The 22,851-nt window shown below is 62.1% G+C and carries 21 protein-coding genes; 13 read left to right on the top strand and 8 right to left on the bottom strand.

Annotated features, from left to right (window positions below; translation table 11 throughout):
* Positions 1-19: 19 nt before the first annotated feature.
* From BM083_RS03235 to BM083_RS03225, 3 genes are read right to left on the bottom strand one after another with little or no spacing between them, the layout of a single operon-like run.
* Entirely contained in the window at positions 20-1,447 is a 1,428-nt protein-coding gene (locus BM083_RS03235) for an oligosaccharide flippase family protein (protein ID WP_089865678.1), read from the bottom strand.
* The gene (locus BM083_RS03230) at positions 1,444-2,373 is read right to left on the bottom strand and encodes a glycosyltransferase family 2 protein (protein WP_089865675.1); all 930 of its coding nucleotides are present in this window, start codon (positions 2,371-2,373) and stop codon (positions 1,444-1,446) included. The genes BM083_RS03235 and BM083_RS03230 overlap by 4 nt, the downstream gene beginning before the upstream one ends.
* Positions 2,370-3,998 (bottom strand): glycosyltransferase family 39 protein, encoded by a 1,629-nt coding sequence (locus tag BM083_RS03225; RefSeq protein WP_089865672.1) that lies wholly within the window; start codon positions 3,996-3,998, stop codon positions 2,370-2,372. The genes BM083_RS03230 and BM083_RS03225 overlap by 4 nt, the downstream gene beginning before the upstream one ends.
* Positions 3,999-4,201: 203 nt before the next feature.
* Between BM083_RS03225 and BM083_RS03220 the strand changes: the two genes are divergently transcribed.
* The gene (locus BM083_RS03220) at positions 4,202-5,341 is read left to right on the top strand and encodes a glycosyltransferase family 4 protein (RefSeq protein WP_177197522.1); all 1,140 of its coding nucleotides are present in this window, start codon (positions 4,202-4,204) and stop codon (positions 5,339-5,341) included.
* Positions 5,342-5,709: 368 nt separating this feature from the next.
* Here BM083_RS03220 and BM083_RS03215 read toward each other — a convergent pair whose 3' ends face one another.
* The 3 genes from BM083_RS03215 to BM083_RS03205 all read right to left on the bottom strand — a co-directional run bounded on the left by BM083_RS03215 (position 5,710) and on the right by BM083_RS03205 (position 8,973).
* Entirely contained in the window at positions 5,710-6,438 is a 729-nt protein-coding gene (locus BM083_RS03215; RefSeq protein WP_143085670.1) for a hypothetical protein, read from the bottom strand.
* 538 nt (positions 6,439-6,976) lie between these two features.
* Positions 6,977-8,080, bottom strand: a complete 1,104-nt coding sequence (locus BM083_RS03210; RefSeq protein ID WP_089865666.1) for a glycosyltransferase family 2 protein — start codon at positions 8,078-8,080, stop codon at positions 6,977-6,979.
* A gap of 617 nt (positions 8,081-8,697) precedes the next feature.
* Positions 8,698-8,973, bottom strand: a complete 276-nt coding sequence (locus BM083_RS03205) for a PadR family transcriptional regulator (RefSeq protein WP_049894285.1) — start codon at positions 8,971-8,973, stop codon at positions 8,698-8,700.
* Positions 8,974-9,287: 314 nt separating this feature from the next.
* Here BM083_RS03205 and BM083_RS03200 point away from each other — a divergent pair, with 314 nt between their 5' ends.
* The 8 genes from BM083_RS03200 to BM083_RS03165 all read left to right on the top strand — a co-directional run bounded on the left by BM083_RS03200 (position 9,288) and on the right by BM083_RS03165 (position 16,778).
* Positions 9,288-9,812: a DUF7344 domain-containing protein gene (locus BM083_RS03200; protein ID WP_143085669.1), complete on the top strand. Its 525-nt coding sequence runs from the start codon at positions 9,288-9,290 to the stop codon at positions 9,810-9,812.
* Between the two features lie 95 nt (positions 9,813-9,907).
* Positions 9,908-10,345 (top strand): NUDIX hydrolase, encoded by a 438-nt coding sequence (locus BM083_RS03195; protein WP_089865660.1) that lies wholly within the window; start codon positions 9,908-9,910, stop codon positions 10,343-10,345.
* Between the two features lie 422 nt (positions 10,346-10,767).
* Positions 10,768-11,319, top strand: coding sequence for a DUF7344 domain-containing protein (locus BM083_RS03190; RefSeq protein WP_089865657.1), 552 nt, complete (start codon positions 10,768-10,770; stop codon positions 11,317-11,319).
* A 488-nt stretch (positions 11,320-11,807) separates the two neighbouring features.
* On the top strand, positions 11,808-12,974 hold the full coding sequence (locus BM083_RS03185) for a sugar phosphate nucleotidyltransferase (protein WP_089865655.1): 1,167 nt from the start codon (positions 11,808-11,810) through the stop codon (positions 12,972-12,974).
* Positions 12,974-14,791, top strand: a complete 1,818-nt coding sequence (gene glmS, locus BM083_RS03180) for a glutamine--fructose-6-phosphate transaminase (isomerizing) (RefSeq protein ID WP_089865652.1) — start codon at positions 12,974-12,976, stop codon at positions 14,789-14,791. The genes BM083_RS03185 and glmS overlap by 1 nt, the downstream gene beginning before the upstream one ends.
* A 180-nt stretch (positions 14,792-14,971) precedes the next feature.
* A complete protein-coding gene (locus BM083_RS03175; protein WP_245756838.1) occupies positions 14,972-15,439 on the top strand; it encodes an ArsR/SmtB family transcription factor in 468 nt (155 codons plus the stop codon).
* Between the two features lie 46 nt (positions 15,440-15,485).
* On the top strand, positions 15,486-15,710 hold the full coding sequence (locus tag BM083_RS03170; protein ID WP_009376367.1) for a hypothetical protein: 225 nt from the start codon (positions 15,486-15,488) through the stop codon (positions 15,708-15,710).
* A 144-nt stretch (positions 15,711-15,854) separates the two neighbouring features.
* Entirely contained in the window at positions 15,855-16,778 is a 924-nt protein-coding gene (locus tag BM083_RS03165) for a calcium/sodium antiporter (RefSeq protein ID WP_342707926.1), read from the top strand.
* 11 nt (positions 16,779-16,789) lie between these two features.
* On the opposite strand, the gene BM083_RS03160 is transcribed toward BM083_RS03165, so the two are convergent.
* Positions 16,790-17,257 (bottom strand): transporter, encoded by a 468-nt coding sequence (locus BM083_RS03160; RefSeq protein WP_089865641.1) that lies wholly within the window; start codon positions 17,255-17,257, stop codon positions 16,790-16,792.
* Between the two features lie 177 nt (positions 17,258-17,434).
* Here BM083_RS03160 and BM083_RS03155 point away from each other — a divergent pair, with 177 nt between their 5' ends.
* Positions 17,435-17,614, top strand: a complete 180-nt coding sequence (locus tag BM083_RS03155; RefSeq protein ID WP_089865638.1) for a hypothetical protein — start codon at positions 17,435-17,437, stop codon at positions 17,612-17,614.
* A 2-nt stretch (positions 17,615-17,616) separates the two neighbouring features.
* On the opposite strand, the gene glmU is transcribed toward BM083_RS03155, so the two are convergent.
* On the bottom strand, positions 17,617-18,804 hold the full coding sequence (gene glmU / locus BM083_RS03150; protein ID WP_089865635.1) for a bifunctional sugar-1-phosphate nucleotidylyltransferase/acetyltransferase: 1,188 nt from the start codon (positions 18,802-18,804) through the stop codon (positions 17,617-17,619).
* Between the two features lie 505 nt (positions 18,805-19,309).
* On the opposite strand from glmU, the gene BM083_RS03145 reads away from it, so the two are divergent.
* The 3 genes from BM083_RS03145 to BM083_RS03135 all read left to right on the top strand — a co-directional run bounded on the left by BM083_RS03145 (position 19,310) and on the right by BM083_RS03135 (position 22,793).
* Entirely contained in the window at positions 19,310-19,963 is a 654-nt protein-coding gene (locus BM083_RS03145) for a DUF7344 domain-containing protein (RefSeq protein ID WP_245756837.1), read from the top strand.
* Between the two features lie 273 nt (positions 19,964-20,236).
* On the top strand, positions 20,237-22,258 hold the full coding sequence (gene lonB, locus BM083_RS03140) for an ATP-dependent protease LonB (RefSeq protein ID WP_089865629.1): 2,022 nt from the start codon (positions 20,237-20,239) through the stop codon (positions 22,256-22,258).
* Between the two features lie 52 nt (positions 22,259-22,310).
* The gene (locus BM083_RS03135) at positions 22,311-22,793 is read left to right on the top strand and encodes a DUF5683 domain-containing protein (RefSeq protein WP_089865626.1); all 483 of its coding nucleotides are present in this window, start codon (positions 22,311-22,313) and stop codon (positions 22,791-22,793) included.
* Positions 22,794-22,851 lie beyond the last annotated feature (58 nt).

Genomic DNA, 22,851 nt, shown 5'->3' with positions numbered 1-22,851 from the left:
TCGGACACGCGGCGAGCGGTTAAGCGTTCGCGCCTCTCTCGCCGGGGAGGACGCCGAGGAACCGCTCTCGCATACCGTCGTGACCGAGGACGACAGTCCCGTAGACGGCCGCGCCGACACCGACCGTCGCTATCAGTCGCGGGACGGTCGTCGGCGGGAACTGCCGAGAGAGACCGTAGACAACGACACCCATCACGAGTGCGGCCGCGACCTGCCAGCCGATGGCCCGCCAGTCGAACCGGACCCGAATGACGCGGCGGAGATACCACAACTGCGCGAGTGCGGCAGTCCCGGCCGTGAGCACCGTCGCCACCGCCGCGCCGACGAGTTGGAAGTAGTGGATGAGCACGAGGTTGAGCGCGAAGTTCGCGACGAGCGTGACGACGTTGACCCAGAAGGCGACACGCTGGTTCTCGGTGCCGAGGAGCGTGCTCTGGACGATGTCTTTCGTCGCCTGCAACAGCTTTCCGGTGACGAGTATCGTGAGGACGAGTCCGCCCGTCTCGAACTGATAGAGGACGCCCATCGCCGCCTCGCCGAGGAGCGCCGCGCCGACGACGGCCGGAACGACGAGGACGAGCGCGTAGGTCATTGCCTCGGCGACGGCGTGTTCGACGTTCTCGACGTCACCCGACGACATCCAGTCGCTCACGGCGGGCGCGAGCGACGCGCCGATGGCCTGCCCAGCGAGCATCGTCACCGCGCTCACCCGCCACGCCGCCTCGTAGACGCCGACGGCGGACTTCGAGACGAGAATGGCCAAGAGAAGCGTGTCCATCCAACTGTACGCGAGGAAGCTCACCTGCATCCCCGCCGTATACTTCGAGAAGTCGAACAGGCTCCGGAACGTCTCGCGACTCGGTCGACGCGGGCGGGTTCGGAGCAGTGGCGTCCCGATGGCAACCGCCGCAACCTGTCCGATGACGTAGCCGTAGACGAGACCGACGACGCCGTAGCCGGAGACGACGAGAGCGACGCTCGCGACGACTCGGACCAGTTCGCCGAGCAGTTCGAGCAACGCGCTCGTCGCAATCCGGCGCTCGCCGCGGAGCACGGCGATGAGGAGTTCGCGACCGGTGCTCAACGCGAGCGTGAGTACCACGAGCGGTGCGACGGCCAGTTCGACGAGGCCGTTCAACTGCGGGGCGAAGAGTAGGACACCTGCAGACAACACGAGAAACGGCGGGACGACGAGGAGGAGCGCCCCGCCGAGGTAGATACCGCGTTGGCGCGCACCGTCGGCACCGCTCAGTCGCTTGATGACCGCGTTGTCGACACCGATACGGACGAAGACGGCGAGGACGATGACCACCGTCTCGAAGGTGAAGTAGACGCCGAGACCCGAGGCACCGAGTTCGCGGGCGAAGTAGATGGTGCCGAGGAACCCGGCGAGGCTGATGACGATGCGAGAGGCGTACAGCGCGAGACTTGACCGGTCCAGGCTCACGGCTGTCGGAGACCCTTGACTCGGTCGCGCAACTTGCGTGCGGTCGTGAGTGCACGCGGGCCGAACGGTGCGAGACCGAGCAGTGCCGCGTGGTCGCCGCGTGGCTCCGACGAGAACGCCTCGGCGAGCGCTACGACTGCTTCGACTCTGTCACCCGCTTCGAGCGCCCGGACGCCCCGTTCGCGCGCCCACGCGGCGTGGAACCGCCGTTCGATGTCTGGATGTCGGGCGATGTCGGCGCGGAACTTCTCCCACACCTGCTGGCGACAGCGAACGTCGTAGTCCGGGTCGCCGGTGACGTTGCTACCGTGGTGCGTTCGTTCGACGAGCGCCTCGGGGATGAACGCCCACTTGAACTGCCGAGACAGGCGGATGGTGATGTCCCAGTCGCAGGCGATGGGGAACGCCTCGTCGAACCCGCCGACCGCGTCGAAACACTCAGCGCGGACGAGATGTCCGGAGTGCGGCAGAATCGTGTTGCGGACGAGGACTTCCGGGTAGACGTCACCCGAGTCGTGACTCATCACTCGCTGAACCACGTTGCCGTCCGTATCTCTGATGACGCCGCCGGTGTAGACGCCGCAGTAGCTGTCGTCCAGTCGGTCCAACACCGCAACCTGCTTTTCGAGCTTCGTGGGGTGCCAGCGGTCGTCGTCGTCGATACTCGCGATGTAGTCGCCCTCGGCGGCGTCGAGCGCGCGGTTCGCCGTATAGGGAATGCCCCGGTTCTCGTCGTTGTGGAGGACCCGAACCCGGTCGTCGTCGGCGTACTGGGCGAGCACCTCGCGAGTGTCGTCGGTCGACCCGTCGTCGACGACGACGACTTCGACGTCGTCGTAGCTCTGTGAGAGGACGCACTCGATGGCACCGTCGATGTACGCCGCTCGGTTGTACGTCGGAATCACCGCACTCACGAGGCCCGTCATACCGAGAGAGACCGACGGCCATCGTTTAGACTTGCCGACTCAGCTGACAGTCTTGGGCTGTGACTAAACGTCGACGTCGTCGCCGCTGTCTCTGCTCCCGACTCGTCGGGCACGAATAGATACACCTCGACTTTGACGAACTGATGGTGCCACGCCTGCGTTCGGGTGTCGTTCACTACGTCGAGAACGCGCTGTCGTTCGGCGTCCGAGGCGTGCGAGAAGACGAGCCACGTCCGGCCGTGGTCGTCTGTCACGTTTGCTATCTCGCTCGTCGGCGTCGGCGCGTATCCCGTCCCGGAGTTCTCGGCGACGACGCTCGCCATCGTGACGTCCTCCCGGTCGACGTAGTACTCGACGCCGTAGTCGGTCATCTGGTCCATGACGAGGACGAAGTCGCCGGACTCCGCCCGTTCGTCGATGGTGTTGCCGACGGCCCGCCACTGCTCTTTGTCGGTGTTCGTGTGATAGAGCGCGACGGAGGGGACGAGGCCGACGACGAGGACGACGGCGAGTGCCGTTCGCAGGTGGCGATTGGGGACGCTGCGGACGCCGAGTGCGACGAGGAGGAAGAAACCCAACGAGGCGGCGATGGTGTATCGGGGCCAGAACAGCGGCGTGACGAGATACGAGAGCGCGACGAGTCCGCCGAACGGGACACCGAACCAGAGAAGTGCGACAGAGAGCGCGTCGCGGTCCACCGCGTCCGAGTCGAAGCGAGCGCTGGTGAGAGCGTCGCGGAGGCGGGTCACGGAGAGACGGCGTACGTCGCCGAAGCGGACGACTGCGAGGAGAGCGGTGCCGACGAACGCGACGAACACGCCGGTGACGACGAAGACGTTCGTCCCGCGTGGGTAGCCGAGATAGTCGGTCAGGGTGGCGACGACGAGCGAGACAGAGGGATACGGAATGTAGTGGTAGCGCGGTGCGCCGCCGATAGCAGCGACGGCGGCGAGAATCACGAGGGGACTGACGAGGACGCCGAGCGCGTACGCCTGTTTGAGTCGCCGGGTCGGCAGGCCGAGAAATCGCTCGCCCGCAATCGCGTCGAGGCGGACGACGAGGTAGGTCACCTGTGCGAGCACGACGAGGACGGCGAAGAAGTGCGTCGCGATGAGAAGACCGGCCGAGACGACGTAGCCGAGGACGTGTCGGGTCGTCGGTGTCTCACGGAGGCGGACGAGGGCGTAGAACGAGACTATCGAGAGGAGCGTGAGGAGGCTGTACATCCGGACCTCTTGAGCGTAGTAGATGTGGAACCGCGAGAACGCCAAGAGCGCCGCAGCGACGAGGCCGACGTGGTGGTCGACGAGTCGTCGGCCGAGGAGATACATGGCGACGACGGCGGCGATACCGAACAGTGCCGAGAGGAGACGCATCGAGGCGGGAGTGTTTCCAGCGAGTCCAATCCAGCCGTCGAGGAGGAGATAGTACAGCGGGAGATGCGGTTGGACCTGCGGAATCTGGACGAGCAGTTCGAGCGGCGTCATCTCGGCGACGAACTCGACGGTGACCAGTTCGTCCGTCCACAGGCTCTCGGCAGCGAGTCCGTACAGCCGAAGTCCAGCGGCGGCAACGAGAACGACGACGAGCGGAAGAGTACGGCGGAACCGCTCTAACTCTCTCATTAAGCGAATTCTCTCGGGCGAGGGACAATAGTATTCTGATACTACAAAGCTCTCTCGCCGACAGGCGAACCGCCGACAGCGCGGGGGCGAAGCGGCCCGGACGGAGCGATTATGTTGGCTTCGAAGAGTTGTTGGAAACGGTTGACAGTCTTCTTATCTGGTTCATAACTACACCCGTACCCCGATTATCCACAAGTACACTCATGGCTATTCAGCGGCCGCGAAATAGAGACAAGTCGACGTTCGGTGCGTCCGTCGAGGGACCGTCGTCGTCGACGTCCGTCGAGAGTAGCGAGGCCGCAGACGAGGTCCTGGCCGACCTCGACGTCGCCATGCTCTACTTCGACCCGCATCCCGCACACCGAGGCTTCGCCTCGGCTATCGGTGCCGACCTCGTCCACTACCGCGAGCACTCGGCCGGCCCGTTCTCGGGAACCATCGTCGAGGACGTGGTCAACGGTCTCCAACTCCCCGACTACGACGTCTGTCTCGTCGAGGGGTCGGTTCCGTTGTACGCCGCACTCGTCGGACGGGCGATGACCGACACGGACGTTATCTACCTCTGTGCGGACCACGGCCTCTACCACGTCGGCCAGGACGACTTCCGTGGGAGTTCGGCGCTGAAGTCGCTCATCGGGCGCTTCGGCGTCCCCGCCATCAAACACGCGGCGAACTGGGGTATCGACGGTGTCATGGCCGTCTCCGAGTTCGCGGCGTCGTTCGCGAGCGACATCGTCGGCGACGAGACGCCGATTCGCGTCGCCCACCCGTACGTCCAACCCGACGTGTACGACGATTTGCAGACCTGTGAGCCAGTACTCGACCGAAACGTCGCCGTCGCCGTCGGCCGCGACGAACGCTACAAAGGGTTCGACATGCTCGTCGACGCCTGGACCGACGTTCGTGCGCACCACCCCGACGCGGAACTCCACGTCGTCGGCAGCGACCAGCCGAGAGCCTACGAAGCCACCGACGGTGTCACCGTCCACGGCTACGTCGAAGACCTCACAGATGCGTTCGCAGGTGCGTCACTCTACGTTCAACCGTCGCGGATGGACACTTTCCCCGTCAGTACCTTGGAGGGGATGTGCGCCGGTCTCCCACCGCTAGTGACGACGACGACTGGAACGGCCTCGGAGGCGCGTGCAATCGACGAGTCGCTCGTCGTCGACCCGACGCCCGATGCCCTCGCAGCAGGCGTCTCACGATACTTCGACCGGTCGGACGACGAACGGCGCACGTACTCGGCGCACGCTCGGAGACGAGGACAGACGTTCGACCGTGTGTCGAGACAAGCCGCGTTCCACCGGACGTTCGCCGACCTCGTGACGGCGCTCGATTGAACACGCCCGTGTAGACGGTTGAGACAGCGCTAGACAGTGGTCGGTGTATTTTGAAAGATGCCCATACGAGACACAGTCGGTGGGTGCGCACTGACTCTGCTGTGGACGGGTGTCAGACGAACACGGGACTGTCTCGGTGTGTCGAAAGCGGCCAGCGGGGGCGACTGCGATGGGACGACACGAGTCGTCTCTCAGCCAGAGACCACAGGTTCGATCAAGTGGGTGGACAGCAGTGGACCCGTAGGTGCCTGAGACCCAAACCGGGTCCGCAATGGGGTTGCGTTCCGCAGTCGTGGTCTCTGGAGCGCCCTGTGTCGAGTTGCTGGGTGGTCGTCCGAGTGCTCGACTAGTGGTCTGAGGCGTCTCGGTCAGTCGTCGAGTCGGAGTTCGTAGCCGGACTGTTCTTTGCGTGTATCGACGACGAGGAGGTCGGGAAGCCGACGGTCGCTCGGATCGGCGACGACGTCCTCGGGAGTAACTCGTTCGTCGTCGACGGTGACAGTGGCGGGACCGTCGAGGTCGAACGAGACGATTTCACCGGTGTACTCGTAGTGATGTACCGTGTCGCCGAGAGCGTCTTCGACGCTGGAAGACGGGAGTGAGCTACTCTGTTGGGTTCCGTTCTCGTCGTCCGCATCGATACGACCCGTCACCGTCAGCCGATAGTTGGCGATGTCGTCGCTGGGTCCAACGATGCTGAGCGTCTTCGTGCGCTCGGCTTCGGAGTCCGCCAGTTCGACGCCGTGCATCTCGAAGGAATCCTCTCGATACACCAGGAGTGTCGAGGTGGTCGGTTGCCCGCCCGCGGGTACGGTGGCCGTCTGCGTTCCGCCCGCTTCGAGTGGCAGGTCGATCTCCTCCTCGTCGCTCAAGACGACGGGACTCGATTCCGCGTCTGTCGACTCCTGGGTGGCCGACGCGAACGTGAACGTGACGTCACCCGGAGAGTCGCTCTCTGCGATACCGAATCGTTTGGCGACGTCGGCGACGACGGCATCCGTGACGAGATACTCGCCTGCGGGGAACTCGATGAGTGTATTGGATGGGGTCTCCTCTATCAGTGCGGTGTCGATAGCGTCGTTCCCTTCAGGGTCCATACCGAGATCGTCGACGGCGTTTAATTGCTGGTTGAAACTCTCTGAATCCGAACGCTGTGCGGCTGCAGACCCGGACAGTGCCGTTCCAGTGACAGCGCCGACAGCGGTCGCAGCTGCGCTGAGGCGGAGGTACTCGCGCCTCTTAAGTAGCGATTTCTTCGTCGACTCGTCTCGATGAAGAGACTCGGTTACCGGTTCGTGTGCCATGCCTCTGCCTTGCCGAAAGCCACCCATAAATGTTCCCATAAGCCTCCCATCAAATTAGGAGGATAGTCTTGAAATATATTCTGAACTTGGCGACAATCTGTTTTTCTGCAATATTTTTAGAGCCGTGCAACATTTTCAGACTCTGCCAAATATTCTTTCGTTAACTTCAGTCGAGAACCGACGAGACCGTCGAATCGAGTCGATACAGAACCTCTCAACCGAACAGTTCGAAACGACGTTCTGCTCGAAAACGCTCTTCTCAGCGGTGCTTAACGAGTGATTAAAGATTGTTGTGCCAGAATAAAGAAGTCGTTACAGACGCTCGACGAGGTTAGCTTCTGTCGGCGTCTGACTCGTCACGTGCAGTCGACGACAGTGGTGCGACACCGACGTCGACGCGACCCACGGAACGGTCCTGGCGCTGGCTGGGCAGTTCGGGAATGAACACTTGTAGGTGTTCGTTCTCTCGGGCGTCGGCGAAGACAGCCAACAGGAAGAACAACCCACTCGTCAGCATCGTTCCAGGGAGGACCCACGAGTCGACGTCGACGGTGTCGAGACCCACTGCACTCGCCACGAACGAGAGGAGAGCGAAGAGACCACCGAGGACACTGACACCGCTGAGTGCGTAGTACAGTGCGGTGGGGTGGAGACGGTCGGAGACGTACTTCCGCGAGAGTCGCCAGACAAAGTCTCGCAACAGGAGCATCGACACCGACGAGATGAACGACGGGTAACTGATGCCACTCTGTTCGTCGCCGTAGAGTGCCGGGTGAGAGACGTCGGCGACCCGGAGTCCGTGGACGTTCAGTTTCACGAGCAGGTCGTTCAAGAACCCGTACCGTTCGTACAGGTTGTCGAGGTCGATGGTTTCGAGCGCGTGACGCGAGATGGCCGTGTAGCCGTTCTGCGAGTCCGAGACGTGCCAGTATCCACTGGAGATGCGCGAGAGGAACGTCAGCGTCCAGTTTCCGAACAGTCGCCACGAACTCATCCCCAGGCTGTGGGGGTTGTCGCGGAGGCGGTTCCCTTTCGCGTAGTCGGTCAGTCCGTCGACGACCGGGTCGAGGATTCGGGGGAGGATGTTCGGGTCCATCTGGCCGTCACCGTTCATGACGACGACGACGTCTGCACCGTCTTCGAGCGCCCGTCGATAGCCCGTCGTAATCGAGTAGCCGACACCGCGGTTCTGCGCGTTACGGATGGGTGTGACGAACTCTGTCGCTTCGATACCGCCGTCTGCTCTGATCGGCTGGCGCATCGCGTTGGCGACACTAGCGTGGCGACAGATGACCTCCCAGGTATCGTCCTGTGAGTGGTCGTCAACGACGTACGCACGGTCGACGAGTTCCGGGAGCGTGTCGATGACGCCACCGACGAACCCCGCTTCGTTGTACGCGGGGACGACCACAGCGACGGTGTTTCCCTTATACATCGGTCACACCGCTCCTGTGTGGTCGGACTGGGGAGGTCGCCAGTCGACACGTTCGACCGTTCGTCTCGTCGGTGCGAGGGGGGGTATCGTCGATATCATAAATTAGCATCTACACCCGCAATCACGGGGGTGCGTCTGTAGGAGAATACACCAGTGTGTGAGCCTTTGTTATACGGCGACTTCCAGAGAGACGGCGCTGCATAACCGAACGACAGGGAAGGGTTTCCGGGACCGACAGCGGAACAACGTGAGACTACTCCTACGCAGTGGAACCGAACCGGTGTGAGGATGTGATGTCTCGCCGGTGCGGACTGGTTCTCGATTCGTCGCCGACGTGTACAGTCTGGTCAGCCTGGTCGGCCTGGTCAGTGTGTTCACTCTCGGTGGCGGGTCCAGCGCTCGTCGAACGTCTCTAACGACAGTCTCGCACGCGCGGGCGTCGAGGCGGCGCAGTCGCTGTCGGTGAAACGTTGTCGAAAAAAGGAAGATCGCGGCATTCACCCCGTCCGACGTTCGGCTGTGGGTGTGACCGGCTGTCAGTATGCATCGTGAGTCGAGTGAGGCGCGCTCACTCTCTCAGCGACCTGGTTACGAGAGGGGCGGTCGCGGGAATGGCGTCACTCGCCGTCGAGAAACTGACTTTCCCACGAGCGCCGCTCGCGTAGCGCTTGCAGTCCAGAGTCCGAGATTGCGTAGTAGTTCGTGCGTCGGTCGTGTTGGCCTTTGTTGACGTAGCCACGCTCCACGAGTGTGTCGAGGTTGGGATACAGCCTCCCGTGTTTGACCTCGCCGATATCTTGCTCGATGCGTTCTTTCACCATCTGCCCAGAGGGCTTGTCTGCTCCCGCGATGACGTACAGAAGGTCCCGCTGGAAGCCGGTCAATTCGAACAGACTCATCTGATACCAGAGTAGTACCGCATCCGATATTGTTAGCCACCCACGAACTCCGTTCTGTTGTCGGTTGCGTCGACGCCGACACTGGAGAACGGATGATTAAACAGAGAAACTACACTGGAAGACAGTTCTTGGAAAATGAAAGACTGCACGGCCCTAGCGACGGTTGCCAGTGCCAAACCGAACGATAGCCCGACTATAACCAAGTCCCTCGCTGAGTTGGAGTAGTCAATGGTACATGAGGAATTTCCCGAAACTCTCGCCGCTCACGAAGCGGACAGCACCTGCGCCAGTCGACGGCGCAGCACCGGATGATGGTCGACGATGAGGGACTCTCGACCGACACCCTCTTTCAGATACTCGGCAACTCTCGTCGCCGATTTATCATTCGTCACCTGTATCAGACGAACCGCTCGACCGACCTGAAGGAGTTGGCCGCACTGATCGCTGCCAACGAAGAAGAGACCACGCTCGACGAGGTCACGAACGAGGAGCGACAGCGCGTCTACGTCTCGTTGTACCAGACACACCTTCCGACACTGACCGATAGTGGACTGGTTCACTACGACGAAGACGAGCGAGAACTCACACTCGACCGCCACGCACTGGAGGACCACTGTGTCGAAGCCACGACCGACAGCTGGCTCGTAGGATACGCAGCCGTCGCGCTGGTCGGTGTTATCGCCGGCGTCTCACTCTCGTTCGGACAGTTCTCGGGTGGTGCAAGTAGCCTCCTGCTCGTCATGTCGCTGGTGCTCGCGGCACTCGTCGTCGCACAGTACGTCCAGCGCACGCGCACGCTCGCCAACCAGTGCCTTCTGTCGTTCGTCGACTGACACTCACTGCCGACGTTTCGGGTCTTCTTCTGTCGTACCGTCGTCGAACGCGGTAGCGACGTGCTAACTTTACTGAATCACCGATACTGAAGACTATGTTCGGACGACAGCCTACTCGTGTGCAGAAAGCCTGCGCGTACATCACGCGCAACGAGGGTACAGAGCTACTCGTGTTCCAGGGGCCGGATCACGACGGGTTACAGATTCCGAAGGGAACTATCGAACCCGGCGAGTCGCCACAGGCAGCAGTACGTCGCGAAGTCGCCGAGGAGAGTGGACTCGTCGTCACCGACCCACCTCGAGAAGTCGCAACAGACCGTTGGATACGCCAACCAGGACGGACGTACGTCCGACATTTCTATCACTTCGACGTCGCCGAACCTCGCGACGAGTGGACGCACGTGGTGACAGGTGACGGCGAAGAGACAGGACAACGGTTCCAGTACTTTTGGGTTGCCCTCCCGACGAACCGACCGTTCGCCCTCGCCCTCGACGACTACCTCTCTCAACTCTGTCAAGAGTTAGCCGCATGATTTCTAGATTCTCTTAAGAGTTAGCCACGTAATTCTGCCAGAATGGGAGACTCACACAGAGGTTCTTTTTGAACATACGCTCTTCTAATGGCACAAGTGGTGCAGTCCCCATAGAAACGCCGATAGACCCGTATCTACGGCCGTAGCCGGGGTGTTCACGAACAACAGTCAATCTTAAATTCTGACTGAAATGACTCAAAATTTGAAGAATAACCTCTCAGGATAATCAACACGTGCAGTTAATAGTCAACGATTTAATTATGTATGCCGAACAATGGTAGTAGCTGTTGGGGAACAACCGGGTTCACGCCCGAACACGCAGAACCTCCACGAAAATGTGAGGTTTATTCGCTCTCTCGCCGGCGACGGCGGGGGCGCCCTGAATGCGGCAGCGTTGCGGCCATCAGCCAAGGGGAAGGGAAATGGAACTTCAAAGTATACAAGCAGAAACGGATAGCGAGAGCGCCGAGACGCAACCGACCGAACCGACACTCTCGAAGGACGAACTCTTCGAGATATTGAAGAATCAGCGGCGTCGCGACGCGCTTCACTTCCTCAAAGAAAACGAGGGAACGGTGAAGCTCAGCGACATGTCCGAGTACATCGCAGCCAAGGAGAACGGAATCGACATCAAGGCACTCTCCTCGAGTCAGCGGAAGCGGGTGTACATCGGTCTCTATCAGTGCCATCTCCCGAAGATGGCGAGCTTCGGAGTCATCGACTTCGACAAAGACCGAGGTACTATCGCACTCCGTCCGGCCGCGAAGCTGCTGGACTCGTATCTCAACGACGAACCCAGTGTCGACGACTCGAACAGCGAGTTCCGCATGGGTGCTGCAGCGGTCGTCGCGCTCTTCGTCGCCGCTGGACTCGCAGGTGCCCCCGTCCTCTCTGCGCTCCCCGCCGCCGGGTGGGCAATCGTGAGCACTATCAGCCTCCTCGTGTTCGCCGCCAGCGAAGCACTCGAAATCTGACCAGCCTGTCGCACACGCCCCCGCTATTTTAGACACCCGACTTCCAGAGTTACGGCCGGTGCAACCGTCGTCACCCACTCAGGAGCTGTCGGCAAAGCCAACTCGACCACGCACTCACCACGAACGCCGTCGACATCCGAGAGTGACGACGACACCGCTCCGGAACCGCACTCCGCTCGACGCCGACTTTCGGTGCTGTTCGTCCGCTGTCTCGGCAGCGGAGAGTCGACGAGAGATTGTTTCGAAGGCGGATGACACGAGAGCAGTTCCGGAGGCGTACCGCAGTAGGGTCGCGTTACCCGAGGGTACAGTTAGTAGGCGGGACAGACGGGAGAACAGGCCGCCCCTGCCACAGAGACGCTCAAAGGTGAGTGACCAGCTAACGTTGACACGAGAGTGTTCAGCCACCTTATAACAAAGCGGGTACCACCCCCTCTCCTCGCTATGACTGTAGGAACCCGTGGTTTACCTGTCGTGGGAGGACAGGAATGACCGGAATTACCTCGGCTGTCGTTCTCGCCGGCGGAGAAGGCCGAAATCTGCGTCCGCTGACGACGTATCAGCCGAAGCCGATGCTCCCCGTCGCGAACCGACCGATCATCGAGTACGTCCTCGATGCTCTCGCCGAGAACGGAATCGAACGTGTCGTCGTCGTCGTCGGCCACGCAAGCGACCGCATCCAGACACGACTCGGCGACGCGTACCGCGAGATGGAACTCACGTACGTCCGCCAGCCGATTCAACTCGGAAGCGGCCATGCTCTCCAGCAAGCCGAAGGCCACGTCGACGACGACTTCCTCGTACTCAACGGTGACACCATCGTCGACGCCGACATCGTCGAGCGCACGCTCGAACGCTACGCGGCGACCACGCCGGCGGCGACAGTCGCCGTCGCGCACTCTGACACACCCGAAGAGTACGGTGTCGTCGTCTGTGACGACGGCGTCATCGCCGACATCGACGAACACCCAGTCGAAACGAAGGGCTATCTCGTCAACGCGGGCGTCTACGCCTTCTCGACGTCGATATTCGAGTCGCTCGACAGGACGGATACCCGAAACGGAGAACTACATCTGACCGACGCCATCGCTCACCTCGACGGACCCGTCACCTCGGTGCTCGTCAACGGTGGCTGGCTCGACCCCGCGACCCCGTGGCGCTTGCTCTCGGTGACGGAGACGATACTCACGCGTGAGGCCGACGTCGTCGTCGCCACGTCCGCACACGTCCACAACTCCGTCGTCATCGAGGGACCAGCTATCGTCGGCCCCGGGTGTGAAATCGACGCCGGTGTCGTCATCCGCGGCGGAAGCTGTCTACAGGCGAACGTTCACGTCGGGCCGGGAACGGTCATCGACCACTCTATCGTCTTCAGCGACACCCACGTCGACGGCAGTGTACACCTCTGTGACAGCATCGTTGGTACCGGCTGTGAAGTCGGGGCTGGAACCGTCTCACCTGGTGGACGGGCCGACGTGACGCTCGGTGGAAAACTGTTCGCTGACCGTCACGTCGGCAGTGTCGTCGGCGACCGGTCCGTCGTCGGCCCGAACGCAACGCTCCTCCCAGGGAGTAGCGTCGGCACGCACGCCCGTGTCGGCGCAGGTGTCGTGGTCAGTGGGACCGTCGCCGACGGGATGGGGGTGATGTGCTAATGTGTGGCATCACCGCCTGTCTCCGTGAAGAGGGTAGTCTCGAACCCATCCTCACCGGACTGAAACGACTGGAGTACCGTGGCTACGACTCGGCCGGTATCGCACTGCAGAACGGCCACGGCATCGGCCTAGTCAAGCGCGCGGGCGAAGTCGACCGCCTCTGTGAACAGGTCGAGAAAGGGAACCTACAGGGAACCGTCGGTATCGGTCACACCCGTTGGAGTACCCACGGCCCGCCGACGGATGCCAACGCCCACCCGCACATGGACGAACGCGGCAGCGTCGCCGTCGTCCACAACGGTATCATCGACAACTACTCCGCACTGAAGTCGCATCTCCAGCGTCGCGGCCACCACTTCGCCAGCGACACGGACACGGAGGTCATCCCGCATCTCATCGAGGAAGAACTCGAAAACGGGGCCTCGAACGACGAGGCGTTCCGTGCAGCGGTCGACCTGCTCGACGGTACGTACGCCATCGCGGCCATCTTCGACGACGAACACGCCATCTACGCGACGCGCATGGGGTCGCCACTGGTGTTCGGTGAGGGTGACGGCGAGTGGTACGTCGCCAGCGACGTCCCGGCGTTCGTCGAGTACACGAACCGCGTTCGCTACCTCCACGACGGTGACTTCATCCGCATCACGACCGACGGCTTCGAACTGACGGACGCCGACGGCACGGCGGTGGACCGACCGCTCGAGACCATCGATTGGGACCCCGAGACGGCCGGAAAGTCGGGCTACGACCACTACATGCACAAGGAGATTCACGAGCAACCCGAGTCGCTCCGACGCACGACGCAGGGACGCGTGAACACGCTCACAGGAGCGGTCGACTTCGAAGAGTTCGACGAAGACCTCTTCGCAGGCGTCACGCAGGTACATCTCGTCGCGATGGGGACGTCGTACCACGCCGCGATGTACGCGGCGTCGCTCCTCGCCGCGCGAGGTGTTCCTGCCTACGCGTTCATGGCGGGCGAGTACAGTCTCATGCGCCCACCGGTCACGGATTCGACGCTCGTCGTCGCCGTCTCACAGAGTGGTGAGACCGCAGACACACTCGACGCCATCCGTCGGGCACGGAGTGCCGGTGCGCGAACACTCGCGGTGACCAACGTCGTCGCGTCGTCGCTCACCCGCGAATGTGACGACAGCCTGCTCATCCGTGCCGGTCCCGAAATCGGCGTCGCTGCGACGAAGACGTTCTCCTCGCAGGTGACGGCCCTGATGTTGCTGTGCGAACGGGTCGTCGCGGACGTAACCGGAACCCCGAGTGCAGAGAGCCGAGACCTGCTCGAATCCATCTCGCGACTCCCCGGTGACATCCAAGCGGTGCTCGACACCTCGACGGCGCTGGAAGTCGCACAGGCGTACGCCGGTAGCGAGGCGTACTTCTTCATCGGCCGCGGCGTCGCCCACTCGGTGGCGCTCGAAGGTGCGCTGAAGTTCAAGGAAATCTCCTACGAACACGCCGAAGGGTTCGCCGCCTCGGAACTCAAACACGGTCCACTCGCACTCGTCACCGAGCACACTCCGGTGTTCGTCATCTTCACCGGCCGCGACGACGAGATGACGCTCAACAACGCCAAAGAGGTACAGGCGCGTGGGGCACCCGTCATCGCCATCACCAGCCACACCGACGGGGACATCGTCGACCTCGCAGACCACGTGTTGACCGTGCCAGAGACACACCCTGATTTGGCAGGTGTTGCAGCCAACGTTCAGCTTCAGTTGGTCGCCTACCACGCTGCAAATCAGCTCGGACGGTCCATCGACAAGCCGCGAAACCTCGCGAAATGTGTGACGGTGGAGTAATCCAAAACCGAGAGAGAGCGCTACGGTAGACAGTCTCAACCCTCAATTTATCGGAACTTCCCACGCTGTTGATTAGTTCGGTGGTCGAGGCAGAGAGAAAACCTAGTCTTAACTATGCATTGAATCGGCGGAAGGGTGTGATTGACTAAGCCACTATACAGACTATCAGGATCTATGTCAATGACTGCCGACCAAACTCACTCCGACGAATCCACGTTCGCCGACCCGGCAGCGGTCCTCGACATCCTCGGCGACGCCGTCGCCCGCGAGATACTCCAACTCGGCAAGCAGGGTGTCGTCACTGTCGAAGAGTTTGCTGCCCAGTGCGACGTCTCCGAGGCGACAGTCTACCGCCGACTTCGACAACTCCACGATCTCGGCCTCGTCGAGAAGTGTACGCAGTTCGAGGCAGGAATCGTGACGAAGGGCGCGTACCGGACGACGATGGACAGTATCACCGTCCGTGTCGACGAAGAGGGAGTGACTACGGAGTCCGGGTCCGGCGACGAGTTCGCAGACGCAGTCCAGACGGTCCGACAGACCATCGACCTCGACGAGGTACGGTACAACGCGAAAGAGAATAGCGTCGAAGTCGCGTTCACACTCGACGACGAACAGTTCCAGACGTTCCTCGGCCTGTACCGCTGAGACGAACGAGGCACACGTTCATGTGGCTTCCATGCTAACATACACCGTGACAGAAAATACTCCAAACCCAGAGAAAGCAGACCAGTACCGATTCGTCGACGGCACTACCGAAGTCGTCTTCGCCGTCGAAGAGGGCCGAGTCCTCACCTTCCGCGAGTACCCCGACGTCGACACGTTCAGGCAAGCGATGGAAGTCGGCGAGTACGAAGGCGTCAACCTGGGCGTCAAGGAGCTCCCCGGTCTCGAAGCGTTCCAAGACCTCGACATCTGAAAGACCCGTGTACGGACCCCGGAACCGTCACCCGGTTGAGAAAGCGTAAATACCCCCGGAGCGACTTCTTCTGTCAACAGTCATGTGTCACCTCACCGTGAGTCCCCACAGTACGACCGACGACGTCACGTCCCGGAGCGAATGATGGACCTGTTGCTCGCTGCTGTTCTCCTCGTCGGGAGTATCGTCGGTCTCTGGCTCGGTGCCGAGTGGCTCATCAGCGGTGCGGCCGCACTCGCCCGACGGTTCGGCGTCTCGGAACTCGTCATCGGACTCACCGTCGTCGCGTTCGGGACGGGCCTCCCCGAGGCGGTGGTGACACTTGACGCCGTCGCGACCGGACACACAGACCTCGCCGTCGGCAACGTCGTGGGGTCGAACATCGTCAACATCGCCGTCGTCCTCGGTGTCGTCGCCCTCATCCGTGCGCTTCCCGTCTCACGGTCGCTCGTCAGACGCGACGGCGTCGCACTCGTCGCCACGACGGTCATCGTTGCCGGTGCCGCCGTCGACGGTGTGGTCTCGCAGATGGAAGGTGGAATCCTGCTCTTCCTCTGGGTCGTGTATCTCTGGTCGCTGTTCCGAAACCACGGGTCGGGGATGCGAGAGGAGACGACAGAGCAGGGAGTCGGACTCCGTGCCGCGGGAAAACTCGCCGTCGGACTCGTGGTCATCGTCGCCAGCGGTGCACTCCTCGTCGACGCCGCGACGACAGTCGCACGGGCGTTCGGTATCTCCGAGTGGACTATCGGCGCGACAGTCGTCGCAATCGGCACGTCGACGCCCGAGTTGGTCGTCTCCGTCCTCGCCGTGACCCGAGGACGTGCAGGGCTCTCACTGGGTAACGTCGTGGGGTCGAACATCGTCAACCTGTTCGGCGTGCTCGGACTCGCCGCGGTGCTCGCACCGCTCTCGGTGACGTCCGCGGCGCTCGATGGGTTGTGGTGGCTCCTCGTACTGGTCGTCGTCTTCGTCGTCACGCTCTGGACGGGACGACGACTCTCGCGCGTCGAAGGTGGGGCCCTGCTTGGGTCCGAGGTGGTGCGGTGGATACTCGGGTTCGGGTGAGCGAGAGGCGCTTAAAACGGAGTCCCGCCGAGCAGCAACCCCGCGTCGACGAGGAGGAGGAGTGCCACGACGGCGGCAGCCGTGAAGATGCCGCGCGCATCACGTGCAGGCGACCGAACCTTCTTCTCGCTGAGTCCACTTCGCATCTTCCCCGACCCGACTTCGACGAGGACGGCGAGGACGAACCACAGCGCGACCATCGTGAGCACGAGATGGCCGCGAGTGCTACCGAACAGCGACTCGCTCGTGTAGCGTGTTCCGGCGAGATGACCGCCCGAGAGGAGCAAGAAGAGCGCACTCGCACGTGAGATGGTGGTCAGTTTCCCGACGAGCGTCGCCAGTGGTTCGGCGTTGATGTCGCCGGTAGCGGCCGTCGGCACCACCGCGTAGGCGGTGAACAGGACGCTCCCGGTCCACAGACCGGCGAACAGCAGGTGAACGGTCCCCATGAGGGCGTTGATGACGTCGATAACTGCCATATCTCAGCCTCCGTGTCTCGTCACTTAGTACGGCCGATTTCGGCAGACGACGCAGTGTCGAGTGTCCCGGATGCAGACAGACACACAGTCGTGGCGGTTATTTAAGATGCACTGCACGGCTCGCTATGGGACTCTTCGACGTCGACGAGAGCGACAAAGACGCCACGAACGACTCGGTTGGCTGGGGAAGCGGCACTCGTCGCCGCACGCCTCCGCGACGACCAACCGAACGGGACTATCAAACGCGTCGTCGACGAGGAGGCCGGCGTCGTCCTCTACTGCTACAAGAACGGCAACGCGGGCGGCATGACGGCGGTTCGTTCTCCGAGACGGACCTCGACTGAGCGGGCGTATTAGGCCTATCGGTCGCGTGTGACCACTTCACCCGGCGGGATGCGAGCGTCCGTCGAGAGGACGACACCGGCGTTGAGACTCACGTTGATACCGGTCTTGGTGCCGTCGCCGACGATGACACCGAGTTTTCGGCGACCCGTCGAGATGCGTTCGCCTTTCACGGTCAGTTTCACGTCGCCGCCGTCGTGACGGAGGTTGGCGACTTTCGTTCCGGCTCCGAAGTTGACGTCGCGGCCGAGGATGCTGTCGCCGACGTACGAGAGGTGACCGACCGTCGCGCCCTCCATGAGGATGCTGTTTTTGATCTCGACGGCGTGACCGACTTTCGCGCCTTCGCCAACGAGCGTCGCGCCGCGGATGTAGGCGTTCGGCCCGACTGTCGCGCCCGTTCGGATGAGAGTCGGCCCCTCGATGACGACGCCGGGTTCGACCGTCGCACCTTCTTCGACGACGACGTTCCCTCGCAGGTCCGCGCCGTCGGCGACGTCGCCTCGAATATCGCGTTCCAACTCACCGAGTTTCCACTCGTTGGCCTCCAGCAACTCCCACGGGCGGCCGACGTCCAGCCAACGGTCGAACGGCACCGACTCGACGGCGTACTCGCCGCAGGTGCGTTCGAGCACGTCTGTGAGTTCGAGTTCGCCGCGTTCGCTCTCGCCGACGTCGAGCCACGTCTGTGCCTCGGCCGGGAAGACGTACGCGCCGGTGTTGATGAGGTCGGAGGGCGGGTCTGCGGGTTTCTCGACGACGCCAGTGACGGTCCCAGCGCCGTCGGTCGTCAACACCCCGTAGTTCGTCGGGTCGTCGACGCGGTAGGACCCGACGGCGGCGTCAGTTTCGTAGAGTGACGCGAGCGAGGGGTCGTCGTAGAGCGCGTCGCCGTTGAGGACGACGAACGGCCCCTCGTCGAGGTGGTTCGCGGCCGTACGGACGGCGTCGGCCGTCCCTCGCTGTTCTTCCTGAACGGCGTAGGTGATGTCGACGCCGTCGACGGTGTCGCCGAAGTACGAGCGAACGTCTTCGGCCTCGTAGCCCACGACGAGGACGATGGAGGACGCGCCGGCGTCGACGGCCGAAGTGACTGTGTGGCCGACCAGTGGCCGGTCGGCGACTGGAAGCATCGGTTTGGGACGACGTTCGGTGAGTGGTCGCATGCGAGTACCCTGGCCCGCTGCGAGAACGACTGTCTGCATATGCGAGGGGTCACGAGGCTGGCCGATAGTGTTTCCGCTGTCGGCACTGACAGTCTCTCGGGTCCTCCTACGGGTCCTGTTTCGCCACGTTCGTCGTCCAGAACCGTGCCGCTGCTGGGTGGGTGAAATACTCAAAAACGGGCGACGAGCGCGAGGCAGTCTGTGTACCCCTACCCAGTCTACCTGTTGCGACCGCCCGATTTCCGTGTTAGTCAGACAGTCAGGCCACAATAAATGTCTTGTGCTGTTCGTGTCACCGTCCCTCACAGGAGTGCTCAATAGCGACAGAACGGGGGCACGAGAGACAGTCGTCGAGCCGACCACTATTTCACCACGTTTCGGACTGTTTCGAACAGCAGACCGTTGAAACAGTCCACCGGGTGGACGACGCTCTAAAGGCACAAATCGGCAGACGTGAGCCTGTTTGAACGAAGTGAACGGCCCGAACCGACCAGAACGGACGACCCGATTTATCTCTCGTGGAAAGAGTCGGTCGAACAGGAACATGAGTGCACAGGGTAACTCGGCAGGGGCCGACGCGGAGACATCGACGAACGAGCAGGATACCGCAGCAGTTGGTCTTCCCGCCGACGAGGTGTTTCACCTCCTACAGAACGCACGCAGACGGCGTGTCCTCCACTACGTGTTCGCACACGAAGGTGAGGAACCGTTCGAGATGCGGACCATCGCCGAGCACGTCGCCGCGTGGGAGAGCGACACGACACTCCAACAGCTCACCTCCGACCAACGACAGCGTGCGTACATCTCGCTGTATCAGTGTCACCTCCCAAAACTCGACGACAAAGGCATCATCGACTACAACCAGAGTCGCGGCGTCGTCGAACCGACTCCCGCTATCGAGCAGTTCCGTCGGTACATCGACGTCGCGAGCGCCGCGGACGCCACAGACAATACAGACGAAGAGGGTGCCGCTGACCGCGAGTCCGCGACAGCGAGAGCGTCGGCCGCTCTCACTGCTGGCGACGACTCGAATCGCTACTACGGGACGGCGACGGCCGTCAGCGTCCTCCTCACGGCCGTCTCGTGGCTCGGTGTCGCTCCCGCTGTCCTTTCGAGCTATCTCAGCGTGTTCATCACTGGACTGTTCGCGCTGGTGACCGTCGGTGTCCTCCGCCAACGGCGGTTCACCGCAAAGTGAGCGAACCCGCGAACCACGACTGACTGTTGAGGTCTATCGGCGTCTTGGGGAAATGCGACCACACCTGCGTAGAGATATCGTCGCGGACGACTGGAGAAGTCAAATCGGCGTCGGGCCAACGTGGCGGCGGAAGTGACGTACCAGGGTCGTATGCGAACTGCTCTAGTCACTCGAATACGGGTTCGTTGGGGAACGTCCGTCTTTTCTTTCACGTCTCTTGACTGTTGTCAGAGGAAAGTATATCAACACTCAAAACAATCTAGACAGTATTCTATGACTGCCGAACCGCTGAGTGACGCCACCTCCAACGAATCAGTGTCATATACACGACAGTCAGATAGCTGGCGCACCGAGAGTGAGGCTGTCGGTTCCGAGACGGCGTTAACCGTATCGCCAGTTGACCCCGACGTGACGACGGACCTCCTCGGCGGCCTCGCCATCGAGACGAGTGAAGATATCGAGGTTCCACCACGACTCATCGACCAAGTCATCGGACAGGAACGCGCTCGCGATATCGTCACGAAAGCGGCCCAACAGCGCCGCCACGTCATGATGATTGGGTCGCCGGGGACGGGGAAGTCGATGCTCTCGAAGGCGATGGCCGAACTCCTCCCGAAAGAGTCGGTACAAGACGTTCTCGTCTACCACAACCCGAACGACGGAAACAAACCGAAGGTCCGGACCGTCCCGTCGGGGAAGGGGAAACGCATCGTCGAGGCACACAAAGAGGAAGCGCGCAAGGCCGGGCAGTTCCGGTCGTTTCTCATGTGGGGAATCATCTTCGTCGTGCTGGGATACTCGATTCTCGTCGCCGGCGAGTTGTTACTCGGCATCCTCGCCGCCGGCATCCTGTTTCTCATGTTCCGATACGGGTCGCGCCGCAGAAGCGGTCTGATTCCGAACCTCCTCGTCTCCACCGACTCGGAGTCGACGGCCCCGTTCGTCGACGCAACGGGCTCTCACGCGGGTGCCCTACTCGGCGACGTTCGTCACGACCCGTATCAGTCGGGCGGACTAGAGACGCCGAGTCACGACCGGGTCGAAGCCGGTGGCATCCACAGAGCGAACAAAGGCGTGCTGTTCGTCGATGAGATCAACACGCTCGACCTCCGTTCCCAACAGCATCTCCTGACCGCGATGCAAGAGCGAGAGTTCTCCATCACGGGACAGTCTGAACGCTCCTCGGGGGCGATGGTCAAGACCGAACCGGTACCGACGGACTTCGTGCTCGTCGCCGCGGGCAACCTTGACGCGATGGTGAACATACATCCCGCGCTCCGCTCGCGCATCAAAGGCTACGGCTACGAGGTGTACATGGAAGACACCGTCGAAGACACGCCCGAGATGCGCCAGAAGTACGCGCGTTTCGTCGCTCAAGAGGTCGCCAAAGACGACCGTCTCCCCCCGTTCACCCGTGAGGCGATTGCCGAAGTCGTCCTCGAAGCACAGCGCCGCGCGGGGCGGAAAGGACAACTCACCGTAGAGTTCCGGACGCTTGGGGGTCTGGTTCGCGTCGCCGGCGACGTAGCGCGGTCCGAGGACGCGACGGTCACCACCCGCGACCACGTGCTGCAGGCGAAACGCCGCGCGCGGAGTATCGAACAGCAGATTGCCGACGGCTACATCGAACGCCGGAAGGACTACGACATCGCGATGGCCGACGGGTCGGTCGTCGGCCGCGTCAACGGTCTCGCCGTCATGGGCGAAGACTCCGGTATCGTCCTTCCGGTGATGGCGGAAGTGACGCCCTCACAAGGGCCGGGGTCCGTCATCGCGACGGGAAAACTCCAAGACATCGCCCGGGAAGCAGTCCAGAACGTCTCGGCTATCATCAAGAAGCACTCGGGGACGACGCTCCACGGGAGAGACGTCCACATCCAGTTCGTCCAGGCCGGCCAGGGCGGTGTCGACGGCGACTCGGCGTCGGTCACCATCGCGACGGCGGTTATCAGCGCGTTGGAGGGTATCGGTGTCGACCAGTCGACGGCCATGACCGGGTCGCTGTCCGTTCGCGGCGACGTCCTTCCAGTCGGCGGTATCACGCACAAGATCGAAGCGGCCGCGAAAGCGGGCATGTCGACGGTCATCATCCCGGCGGCGAACGTCCAAGACGTCATGGTCGAAGCCGAGTACCGGGAGATGGTCGACATCGTCCCCGTCTCGCACATCAGCGAAGTGCTCGCGCACGCACTCGACGGCGAACCCGAGACGGATTCGCTCGTGGGCCGTCTCGCCGAGTTTACCGACACGGTGTTCGACGGCGTCGGCCGCGGTGGCAGTCCGAGTCCGCAGTAGTCGAAGCCGTGGAACACGGACATTTTTTATTGAGACCGCCAAACGAGGACATATGTCACCGCCCTCCTCAGAAGAAACAGGTCACGATGAGGCTGACACGGTGTTCTGTCGTGACTGTGGCGAGCGGATCAGCGCACGAGCAGAGATCTGTCCGGAGTGTGGCGTCCGTCAACTGCCACCACCAACGTCGTCCGTCGACTCTGCGCTCGACGACCTGCTCAAAGGTGGCAACCCCTTCGTCGCCGCCGCCCTCTCTGCACTCTTTCCGGGGCTGGGTCAGATTTACAACCGCGAGTTGGAGAAGGGAATCGCGTTCATCGTCGGCGGTTTCCTCGCCGTTCTCTCGGCGCTCGCGATAATCGGCTTCGTACTGTATCCGGCTATCTGGATCTACTCCATCTACGAGGCGTACAAGACCGCTGAGGGACAGGCAGCCGAGGTGGACACTGCTGGATACAGCACGATTGAAGAAGGGACCCCCCAAGACGCCGAAGCCGACGAGACAACCGGAGAGACGGATGGGACACGGTTCTGACGTCGGGACTGTATCCGCCACGTCATTGCTGACAGTCGTTTGAAATCGCTTCGTCTTC

The organism is Halogranum rubrum, assembly GCF_900114455.1.
In the GTDB taxonomy this organism is placed as follows: Archaea; Halobacteriota; Halobacteria; order Halobacteriales; family Haloferacaceae; genus Halogranum; species Halogranum rubrum.
The sequence above is the reverse complement of the archived record's forward strand: the minus strand, read 5'-3'. Positions and strand labels throughout refer to the sequence as shown.

What these genes read in the sequence shown, in the direction of transcription:
- BM083_RS03230 (WP_089865675.1), bottom strand. Translation starts at nt 2,373, where the DNA reads ATGACGGGCCTCGTGAGTGCGGTGATTCCGACGTACAACCGAGCGGCG.
- BM083_RS03225 (WP_089865672.1), bottom strand. Translation starts at nt 3,998, where the DNA reads ATGAGAGAGTTAGAGCGGTTCCGCCGTACTCTTCCGCTCGTCGTCGTT.
- BM083_RS03220 (WP_177197522.1), top strand. Translation starts at nt 4,202, where the DNA reads ATGGCTATTCAGCGGCCGCGAAATAGAGACAAGTCGACGTTCGGTGCG.
- BM083_RS03215 (WP_143085670.1), bottom strand. Translation starts at nt 6,438, where the DNA reads ATGGACCCTGAAGGGAACGACGCTATCGACACCGCACTGATAGAGGAG.
- BM083_RS03210 (WP_089865666.1), bottom strand. Translation starts at nt 8,080, where the DNA reads ATGTATAAGGGAAACACCGTCGCTGTGGTCGTCCCCGCGTACAACGAA.
- BM083_RS03200 (WP_143085669.1), top strand. Translation starts at nt 9,288, where the DNA reads ATGATGGTCGACGATGAGGGACTCTCGACCGACACCCTCTTTCAGATA.
- BM083_RS03195 (WP_089865660.1), top strand. Translation starts at nt 9,908, where the DNA reads ATGTTCGGACGACAGCCTACTCGTGTGCAGAAAGCCTGCGCGTACATC.
- BM083_RS03190 (WP_089865657.1), top strand. Translation starts at nt 10,768, where the DNA reads ATGGAACTTCAAAGTATACAAGCAGAAACGGATAGCGAGAGCGCCGAG.
- BM083_RS03185 (WP_089865655.1), top strand. Translation starts at nt 11,808, where the DNA reads ATGACCGGAATTACCTCGGCTGTCGTTCTCGCCGGCGGAGAAGGCCGA.
- glmS (WP_089865652.1), top strand. Translation starts at nt 12,974, where the DNA reads ATGTGTGGCATCACCGCCTGTCTCCGTGAAGAGGGTAGTCTCGAACCC.
- BM083_RS03175 (WP_245756838.1), top strand. Translation starts at nt 14,972, where the DNA reads ATGACTGCCGACCAAACTCACTCCGACGAATCCACGTTCGCCGACCCG.
- BM083_RS03165 (WP_342707926.1), top strand. Translation starts at nt 15,855, where the DNA reads ATGGACCTGTTGCTCGCTGCTGTTCTCCTCGTCGGGAGTATCGTCGGT.
- BM083_RS03160 (WP_089865641.1), bottom strand. Translation starts at nt 17,257, where the DNA reads ATGGCAGTTATCGACGTCATCAACGCCCTCATGGGGACCGTTCACCTG.
- glmU (WP_089865635.1), bottom strand. Translation starts at nt 18,804, where the DNA reads ATGCAGACAGTCGTTCTCGCAGCGGGCCAGGGTACTCGCATGCGACCA.
- BM083_RS03145 (WP_245756837.1), top strand. Translation starts at nt 19,310, where the DNA reads ATGAGTGCACAGGGTAACTCGGCAGGGGCCGACGCGGAGACATCGACG.
- lonB (WP_089865629.1), top strand. Translation starts at nt 20,237, where the DNA reads ATGACTGCCGAACCGCTGAGTGACGCCACCTCCAACGAATCAGTGTCA.
- BM083_RS03135 (WP_089865626.1), top strand. Translation starts at nt 22,311, where the DNA reads ATGTCACCGCCCTCCTCAGAAGAAACAGGTCACGATGAGGCTGACACG.